Origin of the sequence: Streptomyces sp. NPDC056580 (assembly GCF_042793175.1) — a bacterium.
GTDB lineage: Bacteria > Actinomycetota > Actinomycetes > Streptomycetales > Streptomycetaceae > Streptomyces.
Genome location: NZ_JBHTVE010000029.1, coordinates 1 through 18,253 on the forward strand (window position 1 = coordinate 1; position 18,253 = coordinate 18,253).

Sequence of the window (18,253 nt, forward strand, 5' to 3'; positions counted from 1 at the left end):
AAGGACGGCCCCGGCGGTCCCGCCCGGCCCGACCCGCTGCTTGCGGCGACGAGAGACATGGTTAGCGACCGCGAAAACAGGAAGCAAGAATGTGACCTACTACCCAAGAGCGTAGAAACTGCGCAATTCGGTCATTCCGTGGCTTTCCTGCGCGTCAGACCGCTCTGCGGCCCTACGATCCCGCTTAGGACGTGACCTGCCTCTCGTGGGTGGCGTCACGCGGAGAGCCGGAAAATCAGCCTTCCCGCCGGGCATGCTCCACCCGGAACGGGGGGCAGAGCGCAGCCCGGAAATGCGTACACGTGATCGGCCCATCCCTCTCCAGGGGGCGGGATGCTGATGCGCAGGCCGGCCAGCAGGCCGGCGCTCGTCAGGGAGTCGCCGTCCGCCTGGGGATCAGGGCGACGGGCGCCATACCCAGCGACAGGCGTCCGATCACCGAGGCGATCAGCAGGTGACGGCAATATCGGTGGTGCAGCACGTCGAGGGCTGCGGGCCGTCGGCCGGTGCGGGCGGGGGGAACGGCTGGGGTGCGGGGGACGTCACGGACCTGCGCGTGGGTACGGGCCCGGCCGTACATCTGACGCTTGATCATTTTGATCCTGTTGACGTGGCCTTCGACGGCACCGGAGCTCCACGGCAGTGTGAGGCCGGCGGTGACGGCGGCGATGTCTCGTTCGAGGCCGTTGGCGAAGGCGTGGAGGCGTTCGTCGAGAGGGGCGAGGCCGGCGATCTCCCCCACGGCGGTAAGCAGCTCGCACAGCGCGGCGGACAGTATCGTGCGCGCTCCGCACCGCTAGGGACGCCCCGGGTACCCGCACGCCCGACCTGGGTGGCCGGTGTCGGGCCTGCTGTGAGCGAAAGAGGCTCAGCGCAGCCGTCGCGCACGCAGCACCAGGTCGTCGGTGTGGTGCGCGCCGGCGCCGCCGTCGGGTGCCACGCGTGGTCGCTGCTCGTTCACCTCCACCTCCCAGTCGTCGGTGAGCAGGGCGGCGACCATCGAGGGCCAGACGTAGTCGGCCGGGTCGAAGCCGCTGTCGTGCGCCTGCTGGGTGTCCATCCCCGCGTGGTGGACGAGCAGGATCACGCCGCCGGGCGCGACGGCCGCGAGCAGCGCTCGCTCGGCTGCGGCGTCGGGGGTGCGCAGCAGGGCTGGATACTGCGCGGAGACCAGGTCGAAGGAGGCCGGCGGGAGCGCCGCTTCCGTCAGCGCGGCGTGTACCCAGCGAACGGCGACGCCTGCGTCCCGTGCGTGCCCGGCCGCCCGCTCCAGCGCCACGCCCGAGACCTCGAGCGCGGTCACGTCCCAGCCGCCGCGCGCGAGCCAGACGGCGTCCGCGCCCTCGCCGCAGCCGACGTCGAGCACCCGCCCGGGCGTGAGCCCGGCGACCTCGGCCACGAGCGCACCGTTGGGCCGGCCGCTCCACAGCTGTTGTCGGTCGGCGTATCGGCTGTCCCACTCCGCCCGCACCGCGGGGTCTCCGACGTATCCGTCGCCAGGCAAGGAAGTGTCGGACGCGGGCGATCCCGCTGTGATGTTGTCGGTCACGGGCCCAACGTCACCCATCGTGGCCCGGTCACGCCACTCCTGTTGCCGCTCCGGCAAAACGGCGTCCGAGAGACGACTCCTGGCGCGCTTCTGAACTTGAACTCGTGATGTCGGCCGGGGCATCGGGTGGACTGCTCGTCGTCTGTCGGAGGTGATCGGTAGCCTCCCGGCAGGACTTCACACAGACCGAGGACGGGGAGCATGGGAGCGAAGACCGCAGTGCTGGCCTATGCAGACGATGCGATTGCCAACCTGCTCCAAGACGTATCAACGAGTGAGATCGACGGGGCTATGGCACTGGTTGCTCGGGTTCGCCTCGGTCACCGCGTAGACGCGGACGACGAAGAGGCTTGGGAACTGGCGGACGCGCTCTACCCGCCCGAGGGGACCGTCTGCGCGCTGTCGGCGTCGGGCCTTGACCTGGTCTGCGACCAGGAGGTCATGCTCGACCGGCCCTCGGAACTTCCGCAACACCTGGTCGCGGCCGGGGCCGACGCCTCTATCTCCACGCTATGCACAGCGTCGTCGACTGGCTGGCCTTCGCAGTCTGGGACGACGGCAAACTCGTACGCTCACTGAGCCTGTCCCCGGACAGCGGCGTCATCGAGGACATCGGCGAACGGCTCCCGTTCGAGCTGCCGTACTGGGAGGGCCGGCACCCGGTGGAGCCCTTTCCGCCCTTCGAGGACGAGGAGCCATACCCGCTGCCGTTCCATCCGCTGGAGCTGGGCGAGCGAGCGCTGCTGGAGTTCTTCGGCTTCTACGTCGAAGGCTTCTCGGACGAGGAGGACGCCCCCGAGCCGGTGGTGGACATCTGGAGCGTTGAGCTGCATGGCTTCCGCGTGACGGCGACGTCGCAGGACGAGGCCGCGGACTGAGCAAGGCCCTCCTGGAAGCTGAGCCCAGTGGCGCCCAGACAGCCGTCAACCACCGTCGGCCGGTACTGGAGCGTCTTCAGTCGGCGCTTCACCGCCCGGGTGATCTCCGCGAGGTTGGCCGCGGCGAGGTTGCCGATGTCGCGCTTGACCAGTGACCAGATCCCTTCGGTGGGATTGAGATCAGGGGCATAAGTCGGCAACTGGAACCGCTCCAGGGGCTGGCTGCATGAGGCGGTGCTGCACCGACTCGATGACGCCGGCCTCATCCACGGCAGCAGGTTCCGCCGAGACGGCGGAGCGGACCCTGCGGTTCGTCGCGCGGCGCCTCGCCGGCGAGGGGGGCCGACCGGGACCTGCGGTGGTGGCGCATCACGCACACCGACCACCCTTGCAGACGGGTCCGACAACGCCACCGCCGTCACGGCGTCGCGGCGGGCCATGGACGCCGGCCCACCGGTCTGCCGTGGATCGCGCCCTCGCCGAACACCCCGACGCCCGCGACCGCCGACCGCACCGGACGGCACCGGACGGCACCGGACGGCACCGGACGGCACCGGACGGCACCGACGGAGGGTGCCGGGGCAGGCTCCGGGGGCTTCAGCGACCTGCTGCGGGGGTCCGACCGGCTCGGCGCACGCTCGACGCCGGCGGCGACCCGTCGGCGCTGTGCGCCGCGCCCGCCCCGCCCACGGCGGGGCGGGGCGGGCGGGTCAGCGATCGCCGGTGGGGGCCTGCAGGACGCCGGCGCTGTCCGGGCCGACGGGGGCTAGCGGCGGTGCCTCGGCGGCGGCAAGGCTTTCCCGGGCCGCGGCGACGACCGCGTCCGCGGTGAGCCCGAACTGCTCGTACAGCACGGTGTAGGCCGCGCTGGCACCGTAGTGGTCAAGGCCGACGATCCGGCCGGCGTCGCCGACGAACTCCCGCCAGCCCATGGGCACGCCAGCCTCGACGCTCACCCGGGCGCGCACCGCAGGCGGCAGCACCTGCTCGCGGTAGGCCAGGTCCTGGGCCGCGAACCACTCCCAGCACGGCAGTGACACGACCCTCGTCGGGATGCCGTCGGCCTCCAGCGTCTCCCGGGCGGCGACGGCGATCTGCACCTCGGAGCCGGTGCCCATCAGAATGACCTCAGGACTGCCGCTGGAGGCTTCGGCCAGCACGTAGCCTCCCCGGGCGACGCCCTCGGCCGACGCGAACTGTGTGCGGTCGAAGACGGGCAGGTTCTGCCGGGACAGGGCGAGTCCGGCCGGGCGGTCGTTGTGCTCGAGGATGGTGCGCCACGCCACCGCGGTCTCGTTGGCGTCGGCCGGGCGGACGAAGTCCAGGCCGGGGATGGCCCGCAGCGCCGCGTAGTGCTCGATGGGCTGGTGGGTGGGGCCGTCCTCGCCCAGCCCGATGGAGTCGTGCGTCCACACGTAGGTGACCGGAAGCTGCATGAGCGCGGCCAGCCGCACCGCACCGCGCATGTAGTCGGAGAAGGTGAGGAACGTGCCGCCGTAGACGCGGGTCCCGCCGTGCAGCGCGATGCCGTTCATGATCGCGCCCATGGCGTGCTCGCGGACGCCGAAGTGCAGCGTGCGCCCGTACGGGCCGCCCGACCACATCTTGGTCTGCCGGTTCTCGGGCAGGAACGAAGCCTCCCCCTTGACCGCGGTGTTGTTGCTCTCCGCCAGGTCGGCCGAACCACCCCACAGCTCCGGCAGGACCGGGTACAGGGCGGCGAGGACCTCGCCGGAAGCCTTCCGGGTCGCCACGCCCTTCGGATCGGCGTCCCAGACCGGCAGGTCGTCCGCCCAACCCTGCGGCAGCCGACGGGTGGACAGCCGCTCAAGCAGCGCGGCACCGTCGGGGTTGGCGGCCCGCCACGCGTCGAAGCGCTGCTGCCACGTCGCGTGCGCCTGCGCGCCGCGCTCGGCGACCCGGCGGGCGTGCTCGAGCACCTCCGGGTCGACCTCGAAAGTCTTGTCGGGGTCGAAGCCGAGGATCTCCTTGGTCGCCCGGACCTCGTCCTCGCCCAGCGCGGATCCGTGGGCCGCGCCGGTGTTCTGCTTGTTCGGCGCGGGCCAGCCGATGATCGTGTGCAGCACGATCATCGACGGGCGGCCGGTCTCGGCCCGGGCAGCGGCCAGCGCGCGGTCGACCGCGGCCAGGTCCTCGCCGTCGTCGACGTGCTGCACGTGCCAGCCGTAAGCCTCGTACCGCTTGCCGACGTCCTCGGTGAACGCGATGTCGGTGTCGTCCTCGATCGAGATCCGGTTGGCGTCGTAGACCAGGACCAGATTGCCCAGCTCCTGGGTGCCGGCCAGCGATGACGCCTCGCCGCTGACGCCCTCCTCCAGGTCGCCGTCGGAGGCGAACGCCCAAATCGTGTGGTCGAAGACGCTCTCGCCCTCGGGGGCGTCGGGGTCCAGCAGACCGCGCTCGCGGCGGGCGGCCATCGCCATGCCGACGGCGTTGCCGACGCCCTGGCCGAGCGGGCCGGTCGTCGTCTCCACCCCCGGTGTGTGGTTGACCTCGGGATGGCCCGGGGTCGCAGAGCCCCAGGTGCGCAGCGCCTGAAGGTCGGCCAGGTCCAGGCCGTAGCCGGAGAGGAAGAGCTGGATGTACAAGGTGAGGCTCGAGTGCCCCATCGACAGCACGAAGCGGTCACGGCCGACCCAGTTCGGATCGCCCGGGTCGTGGCGCAGCCACTTCTGGAACAGCAGGTAGGCGATGGGGGCCATGCTCATCGCGGTGCCGGGGTGGCCGTTGCCGGTCTTCTGTACGGCATCCATCGCCAGCACGCGCACGGTGTCGATCGCGCGGCGGTCGAGATCGCCCATCCCCTCAGGGAGGGTGGGGTGCGGCTGGAAGGGGTTGCCGGTGGGTGCGTCACTCGCGGCCTCGGCGGGAGCCTCGGGGCGGGTGCTCTTCGCCTCGGTGGCGGGGTCTGCCTCATGGGCGGTCATCGGTGGCGGTACTCCCTTGGGGGTGGGACGGTAGATGCTTTTCACCGCGCGGCCGGTCTCGGGCACCGCAACCGGGCGGGCCCGGCGACGGTGGGGGCGTCAGGCGAGTGGGGTGTCGTCCAGTGCCTTCGCGGGCTCGCCGGGGGTGTCATAGAGGGCCATGGCGCCGGCCTTCCGCAGCTCGTCGTCCCCGAAGCCGCCGGAGCGGACGACGATCGCCGGCATCCCCGCTCTCTTGGCCTCCTCAACGTCCCGCACCGAGTCGCCGCCCGTCCCGATCATCCGGTGCGGCCGCCACACCGGATGAATCTCGCCCACCGGGCGCAGTGCGCGGTACCGGGCGAGGGCGTGGTGGTAGGTGGAGTCGATGAGTGTCCCGTCGATGTCGAGGACGGCGATGGCGGATGCGGTCACGCTCACCGGCTACCCGCCGGCCCGGTACCCACACGGAGACCGCGGAGCCGACCGCGGAGCCGACCAGGCGATCGTCGGTACGGACGGTGGCCGTGCCCTTGGTGTCGGCGGTGAACTCCCACTCGCCGGTGCCGTCCGGACCGGTGTGGCCGACGCCGCCTGGCGCTCAGCGCGCCGAGACACCCGAGGACTTGCGTCCCGTACGCATTCCGCACGGAAGATGGACGCAATGCGTTCGGTCCGGCGCGTGGCCGCGGCCACCACCCTCAGGGCATTGAGTTTGTGCTGGTGGCCGCCGCGCCATGCCATCAGAACGGCGTCGTCGTCGAAGCGGCCGCCGTGGTGTTCGAGGACAGCGCGCATCAGGCGAAGCGTGACTCGCAGCCCGGCCGGCGGTGCTCCGCGTTGCCGCTACGGGGTAGTCGGTAGATCCCGGTCCTGCGAGTGGGCGGCCGGAAGGCGCTTGGGAGGGTCTTCTTGTGATCGACCCTGTGAAGGTGAGCAGTGCGCTGACCGATCTGATGCTGGCCAGCCATCTGGCGGCGTTGGAGGAACTGCCCCGCATGGTGGTCGACAGTGTCGAACCGGTGGGCCTGCACGATGTGGCGTTCTTCCTCGTGGACGTGCAGGGCGAGGTATTGCGTGAGGTCACCGGCCGGGGCGCCGACGCCGGTGGCGGTGGCACGGAGCTGGCCGTCGACGCGACCCTGGCCGGGATGGCCTTCCGGCGAGTGGACCTGATCACCGAGCCCCCAGCCGCATCCGGGCGTCATCGCTGCCGCTGGTGGGTGCCCGTCACCGACGGGGTGGAACGGCTCGGGGTGCTGCGCGTGGACACCGGCCAGGGCGATCAGGCCACCGGGGACGCGCTGCGCGTACTGGCATCGATGGTGGCGTTGCTGTTGCTGAGCAAGCGGGACTTCAGCGATTCCTACGCACGTCTGATCCGCACCGCACCGATGACTGTCGCGGCCGAGATGCAGTGGCATCTGACCCCGCCCTCGGCCTATGCAGGCCGCAACACCACCGTCGCCGCGGTCTCGGAACCGGCCTACGAGGTCGGCGGCGACGCCTTCGACTACGCAGTCTCCGACAACGTGCTGCACCTGAGCATGTTCGACGCCATGGGCCACGACGCCCGAGCGGGCCTGACCGCCAACATGGCCGTGGCCGCCTGCCGCAACGCCCGCCGCCAGGGAGCCGACCTCGTGCAGACCTCCCAGGCGATCGAAGACGTCCTGACCGAGCAGTTCGGCACCAGCCGCTACGTCACCGGAATCCTCGCCGATCTCGACATGACGACCGGACGTCTGACCTGGATCAACCGCGGTCACCACCTGCCCTTGCTGCTGCGCTCGGGCCGCTGGCCCAGTGAACTGCACTGCCCGCCGGCCGGGCCCATGGGCGTCGCCCTGGGACTGCCGGTGACCGTCAGCCACGACCAGATGCACCCCGGCGACCGGCTCGTCCTCTACACCGACGGCATCATCGAAGCCCGCGACACGCACGGCCGGGAGTTCGGCCTGGAACGGTTCACCGACTACCTCGTACGACACCACGCCGACCGCCTCACCGTCCACGAGACACTGCGCCGGCTGATCCACTCCGTCCTCGACCACCACGACGGCCACCTCGACGACGACGCCACCGTCCTGCTCGCCGAATGGCGCGACCCCGACCAGGACAACCTCACCCCCTGACGACCACACCCCCGCGCACGACGAGACACAAGGCCCACGGCGGAGAAGGAGGCAACAGACCATGCCCAACCACCACAGCACCCCGCCGGACTCCCTGGGCACGCTCACCCTGCACACCGAGGCCCTGCCCGACCAGACCGTCCTGCTCACACTGAAAGGCACCCTCGACCACCACACCAGCGACCAACTCACTCAGACCCTGCACACACTCCTGCGCCCACCACGCCCGGCTCTCCTGCTGGACCTGTCCGGAGTGTCCTTCATCGACTCCACCGGCCTGACCTGCCTGCTCCAGGCCAGGCGAGCCGTCCACGGCACCGACGGCACCATCGATCTCATCGCACCCAGCCCGCCCGTCCAGAACCTGCTGGACCTCACCGGCGTCAACCAGGTCTTCCACATCCACCCCGACCGCCCCACCGCGCAAGCCGAAGCCGCCGCCGCCGCCGCGCACAGGAAGCAGACTTGACTTCCTCCCCCGCCTAAAGGCGGGGGATTCCAGCGGTCGCCCGCTGGGTTTCCTGCTTCACCGACGGCCGCCCCGTCCGGGAGGACTCCCGTTGGAGACCGGCCGGCCGGTCTCCAGGCGACGCGGGAGCACCATGGGCACCCGGTTGTCGCTGGCATGCCATACGCTTCGTCTCCGGCAGCGTCCGGGCGCCCGTAGCAGGGGGCAGGGGGACGCGCCGCCCGTTTCTTACCGCCCGGACACCACCGGGCTTCTTCTGTGGGGGGTCACAGTACTGTGCGCAGGCGCAGCATCTCGATCGCGACGGCACTCGCGGTCGTCCTCGGTTCCGCGTCCCTGACAGCGGGCGTGGCGGGTCCGGCGGCGGCCGACTCGGCGAAGGTCCTTCCGGTGAAGGCGGTCGGCGACATCATCGTGGACGGCGCCCACCAGCGGGTCTACGTCTCCGATCCGGCCGGCGGCAAGATCGTCGTCACCGACTACAGCGGCACGGTGAAGGCGACGCTCACCGGCCTTTCCGGCGTGAGCGGCCTGGCGCTGTCCGCCGACTCCGGACAGGTGTACGCGGCCGTCAAGAACGGCAATCGGATCATCTCGGTGGAGACGAGCACGTACACGCAGACCGCGAGTTATCCGGTGGGCGCGGCTCCCGGCGACCTGGAGGTGGTGGACGGCCGGATCTGGTTCGCCCACGGCACGGACTTCGGCTCGCTGGACGTCTCCGGCCCCGAACCCGTCGTGCACCTCGCCCAGCGCGGCGACGTCGACTTCTCCGGCGCCTTCGGCATGTTCCTGGCGTCCGACCCGGCCGTGCCGGGCGTCCTGGTGGCCGGCAACGGTGGCCGCCTGGCCGTGTACGACGTCTCGGCCGAGGGGGCGGTACTGCGGGTCAAGGGCAGCATGGACACCGCCGTGCGGCAGCTGGACCTGACGCCCGACGGCGAGCAGGTCCTCACCTCGTGGGGCGACCCGGAGTACGGCTACGGTCTCGGCGCCTACTCGGCCACCGATCTCACCGAGCGGCCGGGCTACCCCATCGACGCCTACCCGAACGCGGTGCGGGTCGCGCCCGACGGCAGCGTCGCGGGCGGCAGTTCCTCCTGGTACGAGCCCGACGTCCACATCCACCGGCCCGGCGACCCGGTGCCGGTGCGGGAGTACGACTTCCCCAACACCGGCAACAGCAGCGGCGCCGACACCCTGGTGGACGGAGCGCTCGCCTGGGCGCCGGACTCGAGCCGGGTCTTCGCCGTCTCGGAGAACACCTACGGCACGTACACCCTGCGCGCCCTGACCGACCCGACCAAGGAGCTGCCCACCCTCAAGGTGTCGGCCCCCGGCACGTCGGAACGGGGCAAGAAGCTCACCGTCACCGGCAAGCTGACCTCGAGGACCCCCCTCGCCGCCGGCACCGCCCTGAAGGTGACCCGTACCGACGTCGACTTCCCGAACGGCAGGGCACTGGCCGCCGTCACGACGAAGGCGGACGGCGGCTTCTCCTTCACCGACACCCCGCCCGCCGGCGGAAAGGTCACCTACAAGGTCTCCTACGCGGGCGACGCCACGCACGCACCGGCCTCCGGCTCGGACGCGGTGGCCGTCTCACGCAAGGCGACGTCGCTGACCCTGAACAACAACGGCAAGCTGTACGCGTACGGCAAGGACGTCACCTTCACCGCGCACCTCGGCACGACGTACAAGAACCGCACCGTCTCGCTCTACGCGGACCCCTTCGGCTCCGACAAGCCGAAGAAGCTGCTGAAGACCGCCAAGGTCAACTCCAGCGGCAACCTGTCGGCGACCGTCGACATGACCCGGGACACCGCCGTCACCGCGGTCTTCGCCGGCGACGCCCGCTATGCGTCGAAGACCGTGAAATCCACGGCGTACGCCCAGGTGAAGGTCTCCACCACCGTCTCCAAGCACTACAAGACGGGCCGGATCGGCTCCACCACCTACTACTACTTCCACAAGAACACCGATCCGGTGTTCACCACGACCATGACCTACTACGCCGGCCGCAAGCAGCGCTTCCAGCTCCAGGTCTACTACCAGGGCTCCTGGCACGACTCCGGCGCGGAGTACTTCGCCCTGGGAGCAGGCGGCAAGTCGGCCGTGCGCCTGGAGGCAGCGGGCACAGCCGGCGTCCGCGCCCGCATGCGCTCGTCGTACGTCAACGGCTCCTCCGGCGACAGCGTCAACTCCACCACGCACGGCGCCTGGAAGTACTTCACCTTCACCAACTGACCGCCCGGGCGGTCACGTCTCGTCCCTGCGGTGCTGCGGATCGCCCGCGACCGCGGCATCACGACGATCGCAACCGCTGGGGCGGCCAGCCAGGACTGTCTGCGCGGCCTGGGCGCCCTCGCCACGGCATACGGCGAGGGCTGGGCCGAGCGGGTGCGGCGGCTCGGCCGCGTCGGCGCAGCCCTCGACCTGGCCGGCTCGGGCGTGATCCGCGAGCTCGTCGAACTGACCGGGGACCCGCAGAAGGTGGTCCCCATCGCCGATCTCGGTGCGCGCGATAAATCCGGCGACGTCGGCGGTCGTCCCCGGGATACTGGTCGGCCGTGGATGAGGTCGAGGTCGTCGTCGCCCATTCCGAGCGGGCGACTCTGCGGGTCGGTGACGTGTTCTTGAAGGTGGACGCCGATCCGGGGCGCCTCGATGGCGAGTTCGAGGCGATGGCTTCGGCGCCGGTCCCGACTCCGCGGGTTCTGTGGCGCAAGCCGTCCGTGCTCGCGACCGCCGCGCTCCCGGGGACGACACTCGGGCGTCTCGGCGGGCCGTCGACCGGCTCGCCTGAAGCGTGGGCCGCTGCAGGCGCCGTCATCCGCAAGCTGCACGACGCGCCGCTGCCGCCCCGTCCGGGTCAGGCCGGCCGGAGCATCCTCGCGCTGGCGGCGGAACTCGACGCCGAGTGCGAGCTGCTCGTGACGAACGGCGTCCTGCCCGCCGGTCTGGTCACCCGCAACCGCCGGGTCGCCGAGGCGGCGCTCCGGCCGTGGACTGCGGCGTTCACGCACGGCGACCTGCAGATCGATCACGTCTTCGTCGACGGCGACGAGGTCACGGGCATCATCGACTGGTCCGAGGCGGGCCAGGGTGATGCCCTGTACGACCTCGCCACCTTCACGCTCGGCCACGAGGAGCACCTCGACGACGTCGTCGCCGGCTACGGCGCCGGCATCGACCTCGACGTGATCCACGCGTGGTGGTCGTTGCGGAGCCTGCTGACAGTTCGCTGGCTGGTCGAGCACGGCTTCGACCCGTTCGCGCCGGGCTGTGAGGTCGACGTGCTGAGATCCCGGATGTGAGACGGGGCGGGCCCGACAGGCAGGTATGCGTTCTGACGCAGCGGGCAGCGGGCGCCCTCCCGCTTTCGGCCCTCGGACGCGTCCAGCGCCACCGTCGCGGGCCCGGGCAGAGCCGGGGATCGTGGTCACCGCTGCCGTCACTCCCCCGCCGCGCGCAGGGCCGCGCTCGACGTGCGCGCCCCGGCCGTCTTGAGTCAGCGGCGGTGTGAGCCGTGCAGCACGGGTGAGCTTTCTCTCCCGCTCGCCGGGAACGGGCGGAACCTGTGACTGAAGTCCAGGGCGATGTCCAGTGCGAGGAAGTTCTGCCCGCTGTCCGTGCGGGCGCGCAGCAGGATGCGGTGCTCGGCCACCGGTACCGTTTCGGGGAGCTGGAGGTTCCACGTCTGCTGCCACGGTCCGGCAGCCGGCCTCAGGTCACCCGAGAGCCTCGCGCCCAGGCTCTCGAGCAGGTCGGGCAGCCCGTAGTTTCTCTCGAGCATCTTCACCGGCCCGAATTTCATGATCACGTTGCAGGTGACCCGGGTCAGGTCGACGGGCTCTTTGAGGTGGCCCTTCATCTCCCAGCAGGCCTGGTGTCCCAGCCGGGGCAGCGCCGGGGTCAGCGTGACGGTGAGGCCGTCCAGGACGCAGGTGCCGTCGCTGACGTCTTCCACCAGGCGGATGCTCATGTCACTCCTCACCCGTTTGCGGACCGGGAAAGCACCGGCCGGACAGCCTGGGCGGCCGCCCCGGGGCACCCGTCGGCGGGCACAAAACCGCAGGTGGGCGCACCTGTGAAGGGGAAGGGTGGCCGCGCGGGCGCCGGATGCCGCATGCCCGGCATCCGGCGCCGGCAGGGCTGTGCGGGACGTGACCGCCCCGCACATGGGCCAAACTGGGACCCCGGCCCGATTCCGGCGGGCCGGGGCCTTGACAGTCACACGACGGGCCGCGATCTAGTACTCGTCCTCGCCGTGGTGACGCTTGACCACGCGGAAGCTGGCCAACACACCGTCCTTGACCTCGACGTCTTCGATGTGGCCGGGGCGCACGCCGTAGGCGGAGCTGTGGCGTCCGACGGTGGCGATGGGCGCGCCGTTGTCGCAGACCGCCCCGCGGAAGACCTCGACGGTCTTGCGGCTGTCGTTGCGGATGTTCAGGGTCTTCGCGCCCAGGCCGCTGAGCACCGTGATGCAGTCACCGGGGTGGGCCCAGTAGGTCCGCTCGTTGACCTGGATACGGCCCTCCTCCTTCTTCTCGCCCCGGCCCTCGTTGCCCTCTTCCCGGCCCTCGTTGCCCCGGCCCTCGTTGCCCCGGCCCTCGTTGCCCTTGCTGTTGTTGCCCTCGTTGCCCTTACCGCCGTTGTTGTTGCCGTTGCCGTTGCCGTTGCCGTTGCCATTGCCGTTGCCGTTGCCGTTGCCGTTGCCGTTGCCGGTTGCGGCGGCCACGGCGGCCGGGGCCTCCTGGGGCGCCGGAGCGGAGGCGGCCGAGGCATAGGTGATACCGGTCGCGGCCAGGGCCGCGGCGGCCGACACAGCGGCCGTGACCACAGTCGAACGAAGCTTCATCTCACCATCTCCTGTCGTACAGAGAGACGCCGACCCGTCGGCCGACTCGTGAGCGAATTTACCCACAAGCGACATGACAGGCATATCGGAATACTGGCGATTGGGCTCCGAACAGGGTATTTTCCGGCCCTTGACACGAACTGACGAATCATCACATTAGTTAGCAAAAAGGCTGATTGACATACTATTAGGCTTTCCAGGTGACATTCTGACGCCTTCTCACTCGTGTCGTTGCGGCGCGTCGCTGCAGACCCGATGGACTGAGCCGTGTTAGGGCGGGGCCGCGCCGGAGCCCGCCGACAGGCCGCACAGCCCGGTCGGTGCTTCACGCAGGCATGGACGTCCGCGCGAGGGTCGGCGGCTTACGGCGCACCGGGCGCAGCGGCGTGCGTCTTGCGGAGCTGCCCGGCCGGTGCGCCGAGAGGGCACCGGTGGGAGCACGGGCGACCTTCGACACCTTCTGGCGGACCTTCGAGGAGAACCATCCCTTCCTCACCGCCAAGGGCATCGACTGGCGGGCGGTCAGGAACCGTCACCGGCCGAAGGTCCGTGACGGGATGACGGATGCCGAACTCTTCGCGCTGCTGCGGTCGTTGGCGCTGCCGCCGCGCGACGCTTCACGTGTTCCTCGACGCGGATGGCACCGGGTTCTTCGCCCAGGGCCGGCCCGGCATCACGGTCCCCTCCCCCGCACTCGATCAGCGAGCCCAGCGGTACGTCGAACAGCGGGATCTGGGCGGCACCCGGCTGCGGAACGTCGCGGGTGGCCGCATCGGCTACGCCCGGCTGCCGGACGGCACCGGCTACCTGCGGATCTCCGGCTTCGGCGGCTACGACGAGGCCGGCCCCGCCTACGCGCGCAACAGCGCCGTGCTGGACGAGACGGTGAGCCAGGTCATCAAGCCCGGTCTGAGGCAGCAGGACCCGGCCTTCGCACAGGCGCTCGCCGCTCTGCGCCGCCACGACCGGTAGCCGCTCGTCCCGGTGGGCCTGGCGGCGCGCGTCCGCCGGGCCTGCTCGGTGTCCTCTCCCCGCCGCCCGGGCGAGGAGGCGACCGGGCCGGCCGTCCTTCGCTCCCGCCCGGCCGTCCTTCGCTCCCGCCCGGCCGTCCTTCGCTCCGGTGCGGCACCGAGCCGCCCCCGTCAGCAAGGCGTCAGGCATGCGTCAGGGGGCCCTGCCAAAGTGGTTCACGTGAACGGCGCGGGGAAACACCCCGGGGCCGGACACAGGGAGAGGTGCCCGGAGCGGTTGATCGGGGACCAGCGAGCATGCCTCACGGTCGGGCCTTTCGGGGCCCACGCAGGTTCGAATCCTGCCCTCTCCGCCAGTGTCGTCGCGCGATGGCCTGCTCGACGCGGGCCCGGACAGTCCCGGTCGGCCGAGGCCGCCCCGAAGCGTTCGCCACGGCTGGGACGGGCCGGCCGGCGTCGTCAGCGGGGCCCGCGGCGCCGGCTGCGGGCGAGAAGCGCAACGGCCAGGAGGAGCAGGGCGCCTTCGACGGCGAGGCTGACCAGTCCGAGCGGCTCGGTCCAGTTGCCGATGTCGTCGCGGTAGTCGGGCAGGCCCGGTCCCCGGGAGAGGACGTAGCCCAGCAGGGGGCCGGCGGCGACCCCTGCCGCCAGCAGCCATCCCGCTCGGACACGATTGGCGAGGAGCAGCACGGCGGCGACCACGGCCGCGACCTCCAGGACGTGGTAGGCGATGCCGAGGTAATAGGGGTCCCGCGTGGTGGTGATGCCGCCTTGGTCCACGACATGGATCCCGGCCACCACGAGGCACAGCAGCGCTCCTGCCCATCTGGCCACCCAGCCGGTCCCGGGCGCTGTCACGGTGTGTTCCGGCATTGGGAGGTAACCCCCTTCCTCCTGCCCGGCGAGGCACCCCGAGAGTGTGCGTCAGCAGCGTGCAGGCGCCTCAGTGACCTGAAATGTTCCACCACTACGGCCAGTGTGCGTGGTCGTGGATGCGTGTGCCCGTCCGGCCGCTCGTGGCGGGCGGACGGGATCGGTGGCTGAAGAGCCGATCAGGATCATGCTGCGCTGCTCGGGGGTGAGGCGGGAGTCGCCCCAGGCCGCCAGAGTGATGATCACGCGGGCGCCGGACGCGGACCCACCGCCCATGCGGCGCGTCCGGCGTCACCGGGAACCCGCGCGCCCCCGGCCGGCCGGACAAACGGATGGCCGGGGGCGAGCGTGACGCGGCAGGATGCCCCGTATGGCATTGCCCACCCCCGAGCTGCACACCGCCCGCCTGCGGCTGCGGCCGTTCACCGACGCCGACGCGGCGCCGCTCTACGCGCTGCACAGCAGCGCCCGCGTGCTGCGTTACTGGGACTCCCCGCCGTGGACCGAACCGGCCCGTGCCCAGCGCTTCATCGCGACCTGCCGGACGATCGAGGAGGAAGGCACGGGAGCGCGGGTGGCCGTCGACCGCGTCTGCGACGGCAGGTTCATCGGCTGGTGCGGCCTGAACAACTGGAACCCGGATTTTCGCAGCGCGTCCCTGGGCTACGTCTTCGATGCCGCCACGTGGGGTCACGGCTATGCCACGGAGACCGCGCACGCCGTCCTGCGGTGGGCGTTCGACAACCTGGACCTGAACCGCGTCCAGGCCGAGACCGACACCCGCAACGCGGCGTCCGCCCGGGTCCTGGACAAGCTCGGCTTCGTCCGCGAAGGCACCCTCCGCGAGGACTGCGTCGTCAACGGAGACGTCTCCGACTCCTGGGTCTTCGGCCTCCTGCGCCGCGAGTGGCACCCGACGGCCACGCCGACGGCCGGCCGCTAGGACCGAGACCGGCCCGCCTTTCGGTCCGCACCCCGAATCTCCGAGACCATGGGATTCGGACGATTGAAGATCCGCCACGCCCGGCGTTGAGTTGCGCACCCGCGGCGTGGTCGGCGGCCCGCCTGCGGTGCCCGGGACCGCCCGTCCCGTCCGGTCCGTTGTGGTGCCCCAGCACACCGGCACGGTGTGTGCGAGCGGAGGCCGGCAAGGGGGGCGCGCCCTGGCGAGTCCCATCGGCCGACGGATACGGTCCCTCCATGCCTGAGTCAGCCGAAGCCGAGCGCAACGCCGAGGTCGTCCGCCGCTATCTCCGGGTCTTCGAGACGAAGGACGTCGCCGAGTTCGACGAACTCCTCGCCGAGGACGTCCTCGTTCACGGCGCGGGCTTCCACGGCCGGGGCCGGCGCCATCCCGAGGCGGCAGTGCTGACTGCGGGGCTGTCCGACTGCCGCGTGCAGGTGGACGACCTCTTCTCCGCCGGCGACCGGGTGACCGTGGCTTTCACCCTCACCTACACCCACGACCGCAGCGGCCGGGACCTCACGATGACGGGAGTCAAGTCCTACCGGCTGCGAGAAGGGCGGATCGCCGAGTTCTGGGGGCGAGACCGACCTCTACGGCCTCCTCCGCCAGGCCGGACTCGTGCCCGAACGGATTCCGCCCTTCTGACCGGCCCGATCCGCCGCCCCGGCGACAGTGCGGACCTTGCCTGATGCGGCACGGAGAGTGAACGCATCGCGTCCGCCTTCCGTGCGCCATCCGCACGGAAGGCGGACGGTGCGGTGGTCCGGCCGGGCGGGCGCGCCCCGTCAGCGGCGCCGCCGCCCCGCCGGTGCGGCTTCGGTCGGCCGGACCACCGCCCTGCCCTGTCGCGTGCGGCCGGTCCCGGGTCCGGGGCGGTCAGCGCAGCTGGTTGAGCGCCTTCTGGACGGCCGCGGCGTGCTTGGCCTCGTCCGCGGCGGTGTTGCGGAAGTAGCGGGCGGCGGCGGTGTCGCCGACGGCGGTGGCCCGCTGGGCGAACTGCGGGTACACCGTGGTCGCCTCGTTGTGCTCCCCGGTGACGGCCGTGCGCAGGTTGGTCTTCGTCGTGTGGACCAGGCCGGCCAGGACCGCTTCGCCGGCGAGGTGCTCCTGCAGTTCGACCTTGGCCGTGCCCTCCCACAGGCGGGCCAGCGCGGTGTTGCCGCTCTGCCGGGCGTAGGCGGCGAAGAGCATGTACTTGGCGTGGGCGAGCGCCTCGCCGTGCAGGGCGGTGTCCAGGTTGGCCTTGGTGCGGGCGGCCTTGACCTTGGCCGTCCCGGCGGGCACGGGCACCATGTCGGCCTTCGGCGGCGCCGGGACGGTGCTGCGGCCGGCGGTGACGGCCGTGAGGGCCGCGCGGAAGGCGTCGCGGTGACGGCCCTCGTCGGCGGCGATCTCGCTGAAGAGTTTCGCGGCTGCGAGGTCTCCGTCGGCGCGGGCCCGCTCGGCGAAGCTGCGGTACATCACCTGGTGCTCGTAGGTCTCGCCGTTGATGGCCTGACGCAGGTTCGCTGCGTTCGATCCGACGGTCCCGGCCAGAGCGGCCGCCTCGCGCAGGTGCTCGTTCAGCTCGGTCTGGGCCGTGCTGCGAAAGAGTCCGGCGACGGCCGGAAGGCCCTGGCGGTCGGCCTCGGCGGCGAAGAGGTTGTAGGCGGCGTAGGCGTACGCCTCGCCCTTCATCGCGGTGGTGACGTCGGCGAACGTCTGCGTGTTGAGAGCCCGGCCGGCGGTGTGCGGCGCCGGCTGCGGGCCTCCGGCCAGGGCCGGCGTCGCCGGAGCGGCCACGGCCACGGCCAGCGCGCACAGACCGACCATGAGCGTACGTGTCGAATGGCGGAACACGAGGTCCTCCTTCCGGGGGGCACCCTTCTGGGTGCGAACGCCCCCTCCTCATGCCACCCGTGCCTGACCGCCCCTGCCCCTTCACGTCACCCACCCGAGTGAACGCGAAGAGTGACCGGTGTGCGCTGCGTCGTCCGCGTCCGAGGTGCCGGTTCACCGGCCGGACCCCTACGGCGGAGGGCAGGCGCCGGGAATCCGAAGTCCCCGCCTCATCACCTCGGGTTGCGCCATGATGCGTGGAGGGGTCCGGGGCGGGCTGCAGCTGGGCGAACGGCCACAGGAGGCAGGTCATGGACGAGCGGTTCGCGGTGGTGGCGAGCGCGGGGTCGTTCCTGAAGGAAGACGGCACGGAAGACGGCGACGACGTCCGGCTCCCGCACCGGTGGACGCCCGGCGGCGTCGGGGTGCGGTCGGCGTTCACCGGTGGCCACGTGCTGAACCTGGCGGTGGCGGCGTGCGTGCTCAACGACCTCTACCGCGAGGCCGAGGCCGGCGGGGTGGAACTGCGGGGTGTCCGGGTGCGGGCGGAGGGCGGCTTCGACACCTCCCGATGGCGGTCGACCGGCATCTCCTACGCCGTCGAGGTCGACAGCGACGCGCCGCGGGCACTCGTCGAGGCACTGATCGCGACCGTCGACGAGGTCGCCGAGATCCCCCGCGCCCTGCGCCAGGGTGCCGCGGTCACCCGCTCGGCGGGCTGAGCGGCAAGGCGCGCTCCGCGCGACAGGGCGGAGGCCCGGGCCGGAGGCAGGGGGCGAGGCGGAGCGCGAGGAGGGGGCGC

General features: G+C 71.4%; 16 protein-coding genes and 4 pseudogenes. 12 read left to right on the plus strand and 8 right to left on the minus strand.

Annotation, left to right across the window (positions count from 1 at the left end; translation table 11 throughout):
* Positions 1–370: 370 nt before the first annotated feature.
* Positions 371–742, minus strand: coding sequence for a hypothetical protein (locus ACFQ9Z_RS37210; protein ID WP_383030791.1), 372 nt, complete (start codon positions 740–742; stop codon positions 371–373).
* Between the two features lie 126 nt (positions 743–868).
* Positions 869–1,549, minus strand: coding sequence for a class I SAM-dependent methyltransferase (locus ACFQ9Z_RS37215; RefSeq protein WP_383030672.1), 681 nt, complete (start codon positions 1,547–1,549; stop codon positions 869–871).
* A gap of 201 nt (positions 1,550–1,750) precedes the next feature.
* On the opposite strand from ACFQ9Z_RS37215, the pseudogene ACFQ9Z_RS37220 reads away from it, so the two are divergent.
* Positions 1,751–2,427: pseudogene (locus ACFQ9Z_RS37220) on the plus strand (DUF6928 family protein).
* Between the two features lie 710 nt (positions 2,428–3,137).
* Here the strand turns inward: ACFQ9Z_RS37220 and tkt are convergent.
* Both tkt and ACFQ9Z_RS37230 read right to left on the minus strand, forming a co-directional pair.
* Positions 3,138–5,375 (minus strand): transketolase, encoded by a 2,238-nt coding sequence (gene tkt, locus ACFQ9Z_RS37225; RefSeq protein WP_383030675.1) that lies wholly within the window; start codon positions 5,373–5,375, stop codon positions 3,138–3,140.
* 99 nt (positions 5,376–5,474) lie between these two features.
* Complete coding sequence (locus tag ACFQ9Z_RS37230) at positions 5,475–5,789, minus strand: HAD hydrolase-like protein (protein ID WP_383030677.1); 315 nt, start codon at positions 5,787–5,789, stop codon at positions 5,475–5,477.
* A gap of 497 nt (positions 5,790–6,286) precedes the next feature.
* Here ACFQ9Z_RS37230 and ACFQ9Z_RS37235 point away from each other — a divergent pair, with 497 nt between their 5' ends.
* From ACFQ9Z_RS37235 to ACFQ9Z_RS37255, 5 genes and pseudogenes are all read left to right on the plus strand, one after another.
* Positions 6,287–7,489 carry a PP2C family protein-serine/threonine phosphatase gene (locus ACFQ9Z_RS37235; RefSeq protein WP_383030680.1) on the plus strand — a complete coding sequence of 401 codons (1,203 nt, stop codon included), beginning with the start codon at positions 6,287–6,289 and terminating at the stop codon, positions 7,487–7,489.
* Between the two features lie 61 nt (positions 7,490–7,550).
* Positions 7,551–7,958: an STAS domain-containing protein gene (locus tag ACFQ9Z_RS37240; RefSeq protein WP_383030683.1), complete on the plus strand. Its 408-nt coding sequence runs from the start codon at positions 7,551–7,553 to the stop codon at positions 7,956–7,958.
* 276 nt (positions 7,959–8,234) lie between these two features.
* Complete coding sequence (locus ACFQ9Z_RS37245) at positions 8,235–10,205, plus strand: YncE family protein (RefSeq protein ID WP_383030685.1); 1,971 nt, start codon at positions 8,235–8,237, stop codon at positions 10,203–10,205.
* A gap of 21 nt (positions 10,206–10,226) precedes the next feature.
* Positions 10,227–10,484: pseudogene (locus ACFQ9Z_RS37250) on the plus strand (NADP-dependent oxidoreductase); the annotation flags it as partial.
* Positions 10,485–10,528: 44 nt separating this feature from the next.
* The gene (locus ACFQ9Z_RS37255; protein WP_383030687.1) at positions 10,529–11,275 is read left to right on the plus strand and encodes a phosphotransferase family protein; all 747 of its coding nucleotides are present in this window, start codon (positions 10,529–10,531) and stop codon (positions 11,273–11,275) included.
* A gap of 194 nt (positions 11,276–11,469) precedes the next feature.
* On the opposite strand, the gene ACFQ9Z_RS37260 is transcribed toward ACFQ9Z_RS37255, so the two are convergent.
* Together ACFQ9Z_RS37260 and ACFQ9Z_RS37265 are read right to left on the minus strand one after the other, a co-directional pair.
* Positions 11,470–11,943: a hypothetical protein gene (locus ACFQ9Z_RS37260; protein WP_383030689.1), complete on the minus strand. Its 474-nt coding sequence runs from the start codon at positions 11,941–11,943 to the stop codon at positions 11,470–11,472.
* A gap of 267 nt (positions 11,944–12,210) precedes the next feature.
* Complete coding sequence (locus ACFQ9Z_RS37265) at positions 12,211–12,822, minus strand: hypothetical protein (RefSeq protein ID WP_383030691.1); 612 nt, start codon at positions 12,820–12,822, stop codon at positions 12,211–12,213.
* Between the two features lie 335 nt (positions 12,823–13,157).
* Here ACFQ9Z_RS37265 and ACFQ9Z_RS37270 point away from each other — a divergent pair.
* From ACFQ9Z_RS37270 to ACFQ9Z_RS37280, 3 genes and pseudogenes are all read left to right on the plus strand, one after another.
* Positions 13,158–13,355, plus strand: a pseudogene (locus ACFQ9Z_RS37270) (peptidase S41); the annotation flags it as partial.
* Between the two features lie 88 nt (positions 13,356–13,443).
* Positions 13,444–13,794 carry a hypothetical protein gene (locus ACFQ9Z_RS37275; RefSeq protein ID WP_383030693.1) on the plus strand — a complete coding sequence of 117 codons (351 nt, stop codon included), beginning with the start codon at positions 13,444–13,446 and terminating at the stop codon, positions 13,792–13,794.
* A gap of 257 nt (positions 13,795–14,051) precedes the next feature.
* Positions 14,052–14,149: pseudogene (locus ACFQ9Z_RS37280) on the plus strand.
* 103 nt (positions 14,150–14,252) lie between these two features.
* On the opposite strand, the gene ACFQ9Z_RS37285 reads toward ACFQ9Z_RS37280, so the two are convergent.
* Positions 14,253–14,651: a hypothetical protein gene (locus ACFQ9Z_RS37285; protein WP_383030695.1), complete on the minus strand. Its 399-nt coding sequence runs from the start codon at positions 14,649–14,651 to the stop codon at positions 14,253–14,255.
* A gap of 385 nt (positions 14,652–15,036) precedes the next feature.
* On the opposite strand from ACFQ9Z_RS37285, the gene ACFQ9Z_RS37290 reads away from it, so the two are divergent.
* The gene (locus tag ACFQ9Z_RS37290) at positions 15,037–15,609 is read left to right on the plus strand and encodes a GNAT family N-acetyltransferase (protein ID WP_383030700.1); all 573 of its coding nucleotides are present in this window, start codon (positions 15,037–15,039) and stop codon (positions 15,607–15,609) included.
* 257 nt (positions 15,610–15,866) lie between these two features.
* Complete coding sequence (locus ACFQ9Z_RS37295; RefSeq protein ID WP_383030703.1) at positions 15,867–16,322, plus strand: nuclear transport factor 2 family protein; 456 nt, start codon at positions 15,867–15,869, stop codon at positions 16,320–16,322.
* 187 nt (positions 16,323–16,509) lie between these two features.
* Here ACFQ9Z_RS37295 and ACFQ9Z_RS37300 read toward each other — a convergent pair whose 3' ends face one another.
* Complete coding sequence (locus ACFQ9Z_RS37300) at positions 16,510–17,472, minus strand: ferritin family protein (protein ID WP_383030706.1); 963 nt, start codon at positions 17,470–17,472, stop codon at positions 16,510–16,512.
* A 290-nt stretch (positions 17,473–17,762) separates the two neighbouring features.
* Here ACFQ9Z_RS37300 and ACFQ9Z_RS37305 point away from each other — a divergent pair, with 290 nt between their 5' ends.
* Positions 17,763–18,173, plus strand: a complete 411-nt coding sequence (locus ACFQ9Z_RS37305; protein WP_383030708.1) for an OsmC family protein — start codon at positions 17,763–17,765, stop codon at positions 18,171–18,173.
* Positions 18,174–18,253: the final 80 nt, after the last annotated feature.

What these genes read in the sequence shown, in the direction of transcription:
- tkt (WP_383030675.1), bottom strand. Translation starts at nt 5,375, where the DNA reads ATGACCGCCCATGAGGCAGACCCCGCCACCGAGGCGAAGAGCACCCGC.
- ACFQ9Z_RS37240 (WP_383030683.1), top strand. Translation starts at nt 7,551, where the DNA reads ATGCCCAACCACCACAGCACCCCGCCGGACTCCCTGGGCACGCTCACC.
- ACFQ9Z_RS37260 (WP_383030689.1), bottom strand. Translation starts at nt 11,943, where the DNA reads ATGAGCATCCGCCTGGTGGAAGACGTCAGCGACGGCACCTGCGTCCTG.
- ACFQ9Z_RS37265 (WP_383030691.1), bottom strand. Translation starts at nt 12,822, where the DNA reads ATGAAGCTTCGTTCGACTGTGGTCACGGCCGCTGTGTCGGCCGCCGCG.
- ACFQ9Z_RS37290 (WP_383030700.1), top strand. Translation starts at nt 15,037, where the DNA reads ATGGCATTGCCCACCCCCGAGCTGCACACCGCCCGCCTGCGGCTGCGG.
- ACFQ9Z_RS37295 (WP_383030703.1), top strand. Translation starts at nt 15,867, where the DNA reads ATGCCTGAGTCAGCCGAAGCCGAGCGCAACGCCGAGGTCGTCCGCCGC.
- ACFQ9Z_RS37305 (WP_383030708.1), top strand. Translation starts at nt 17,763, where the DNA reads ATGGACGAGCGGTTCGCGGTGGTGGCGAGCGCGGGGTCGTTCCTGAAG.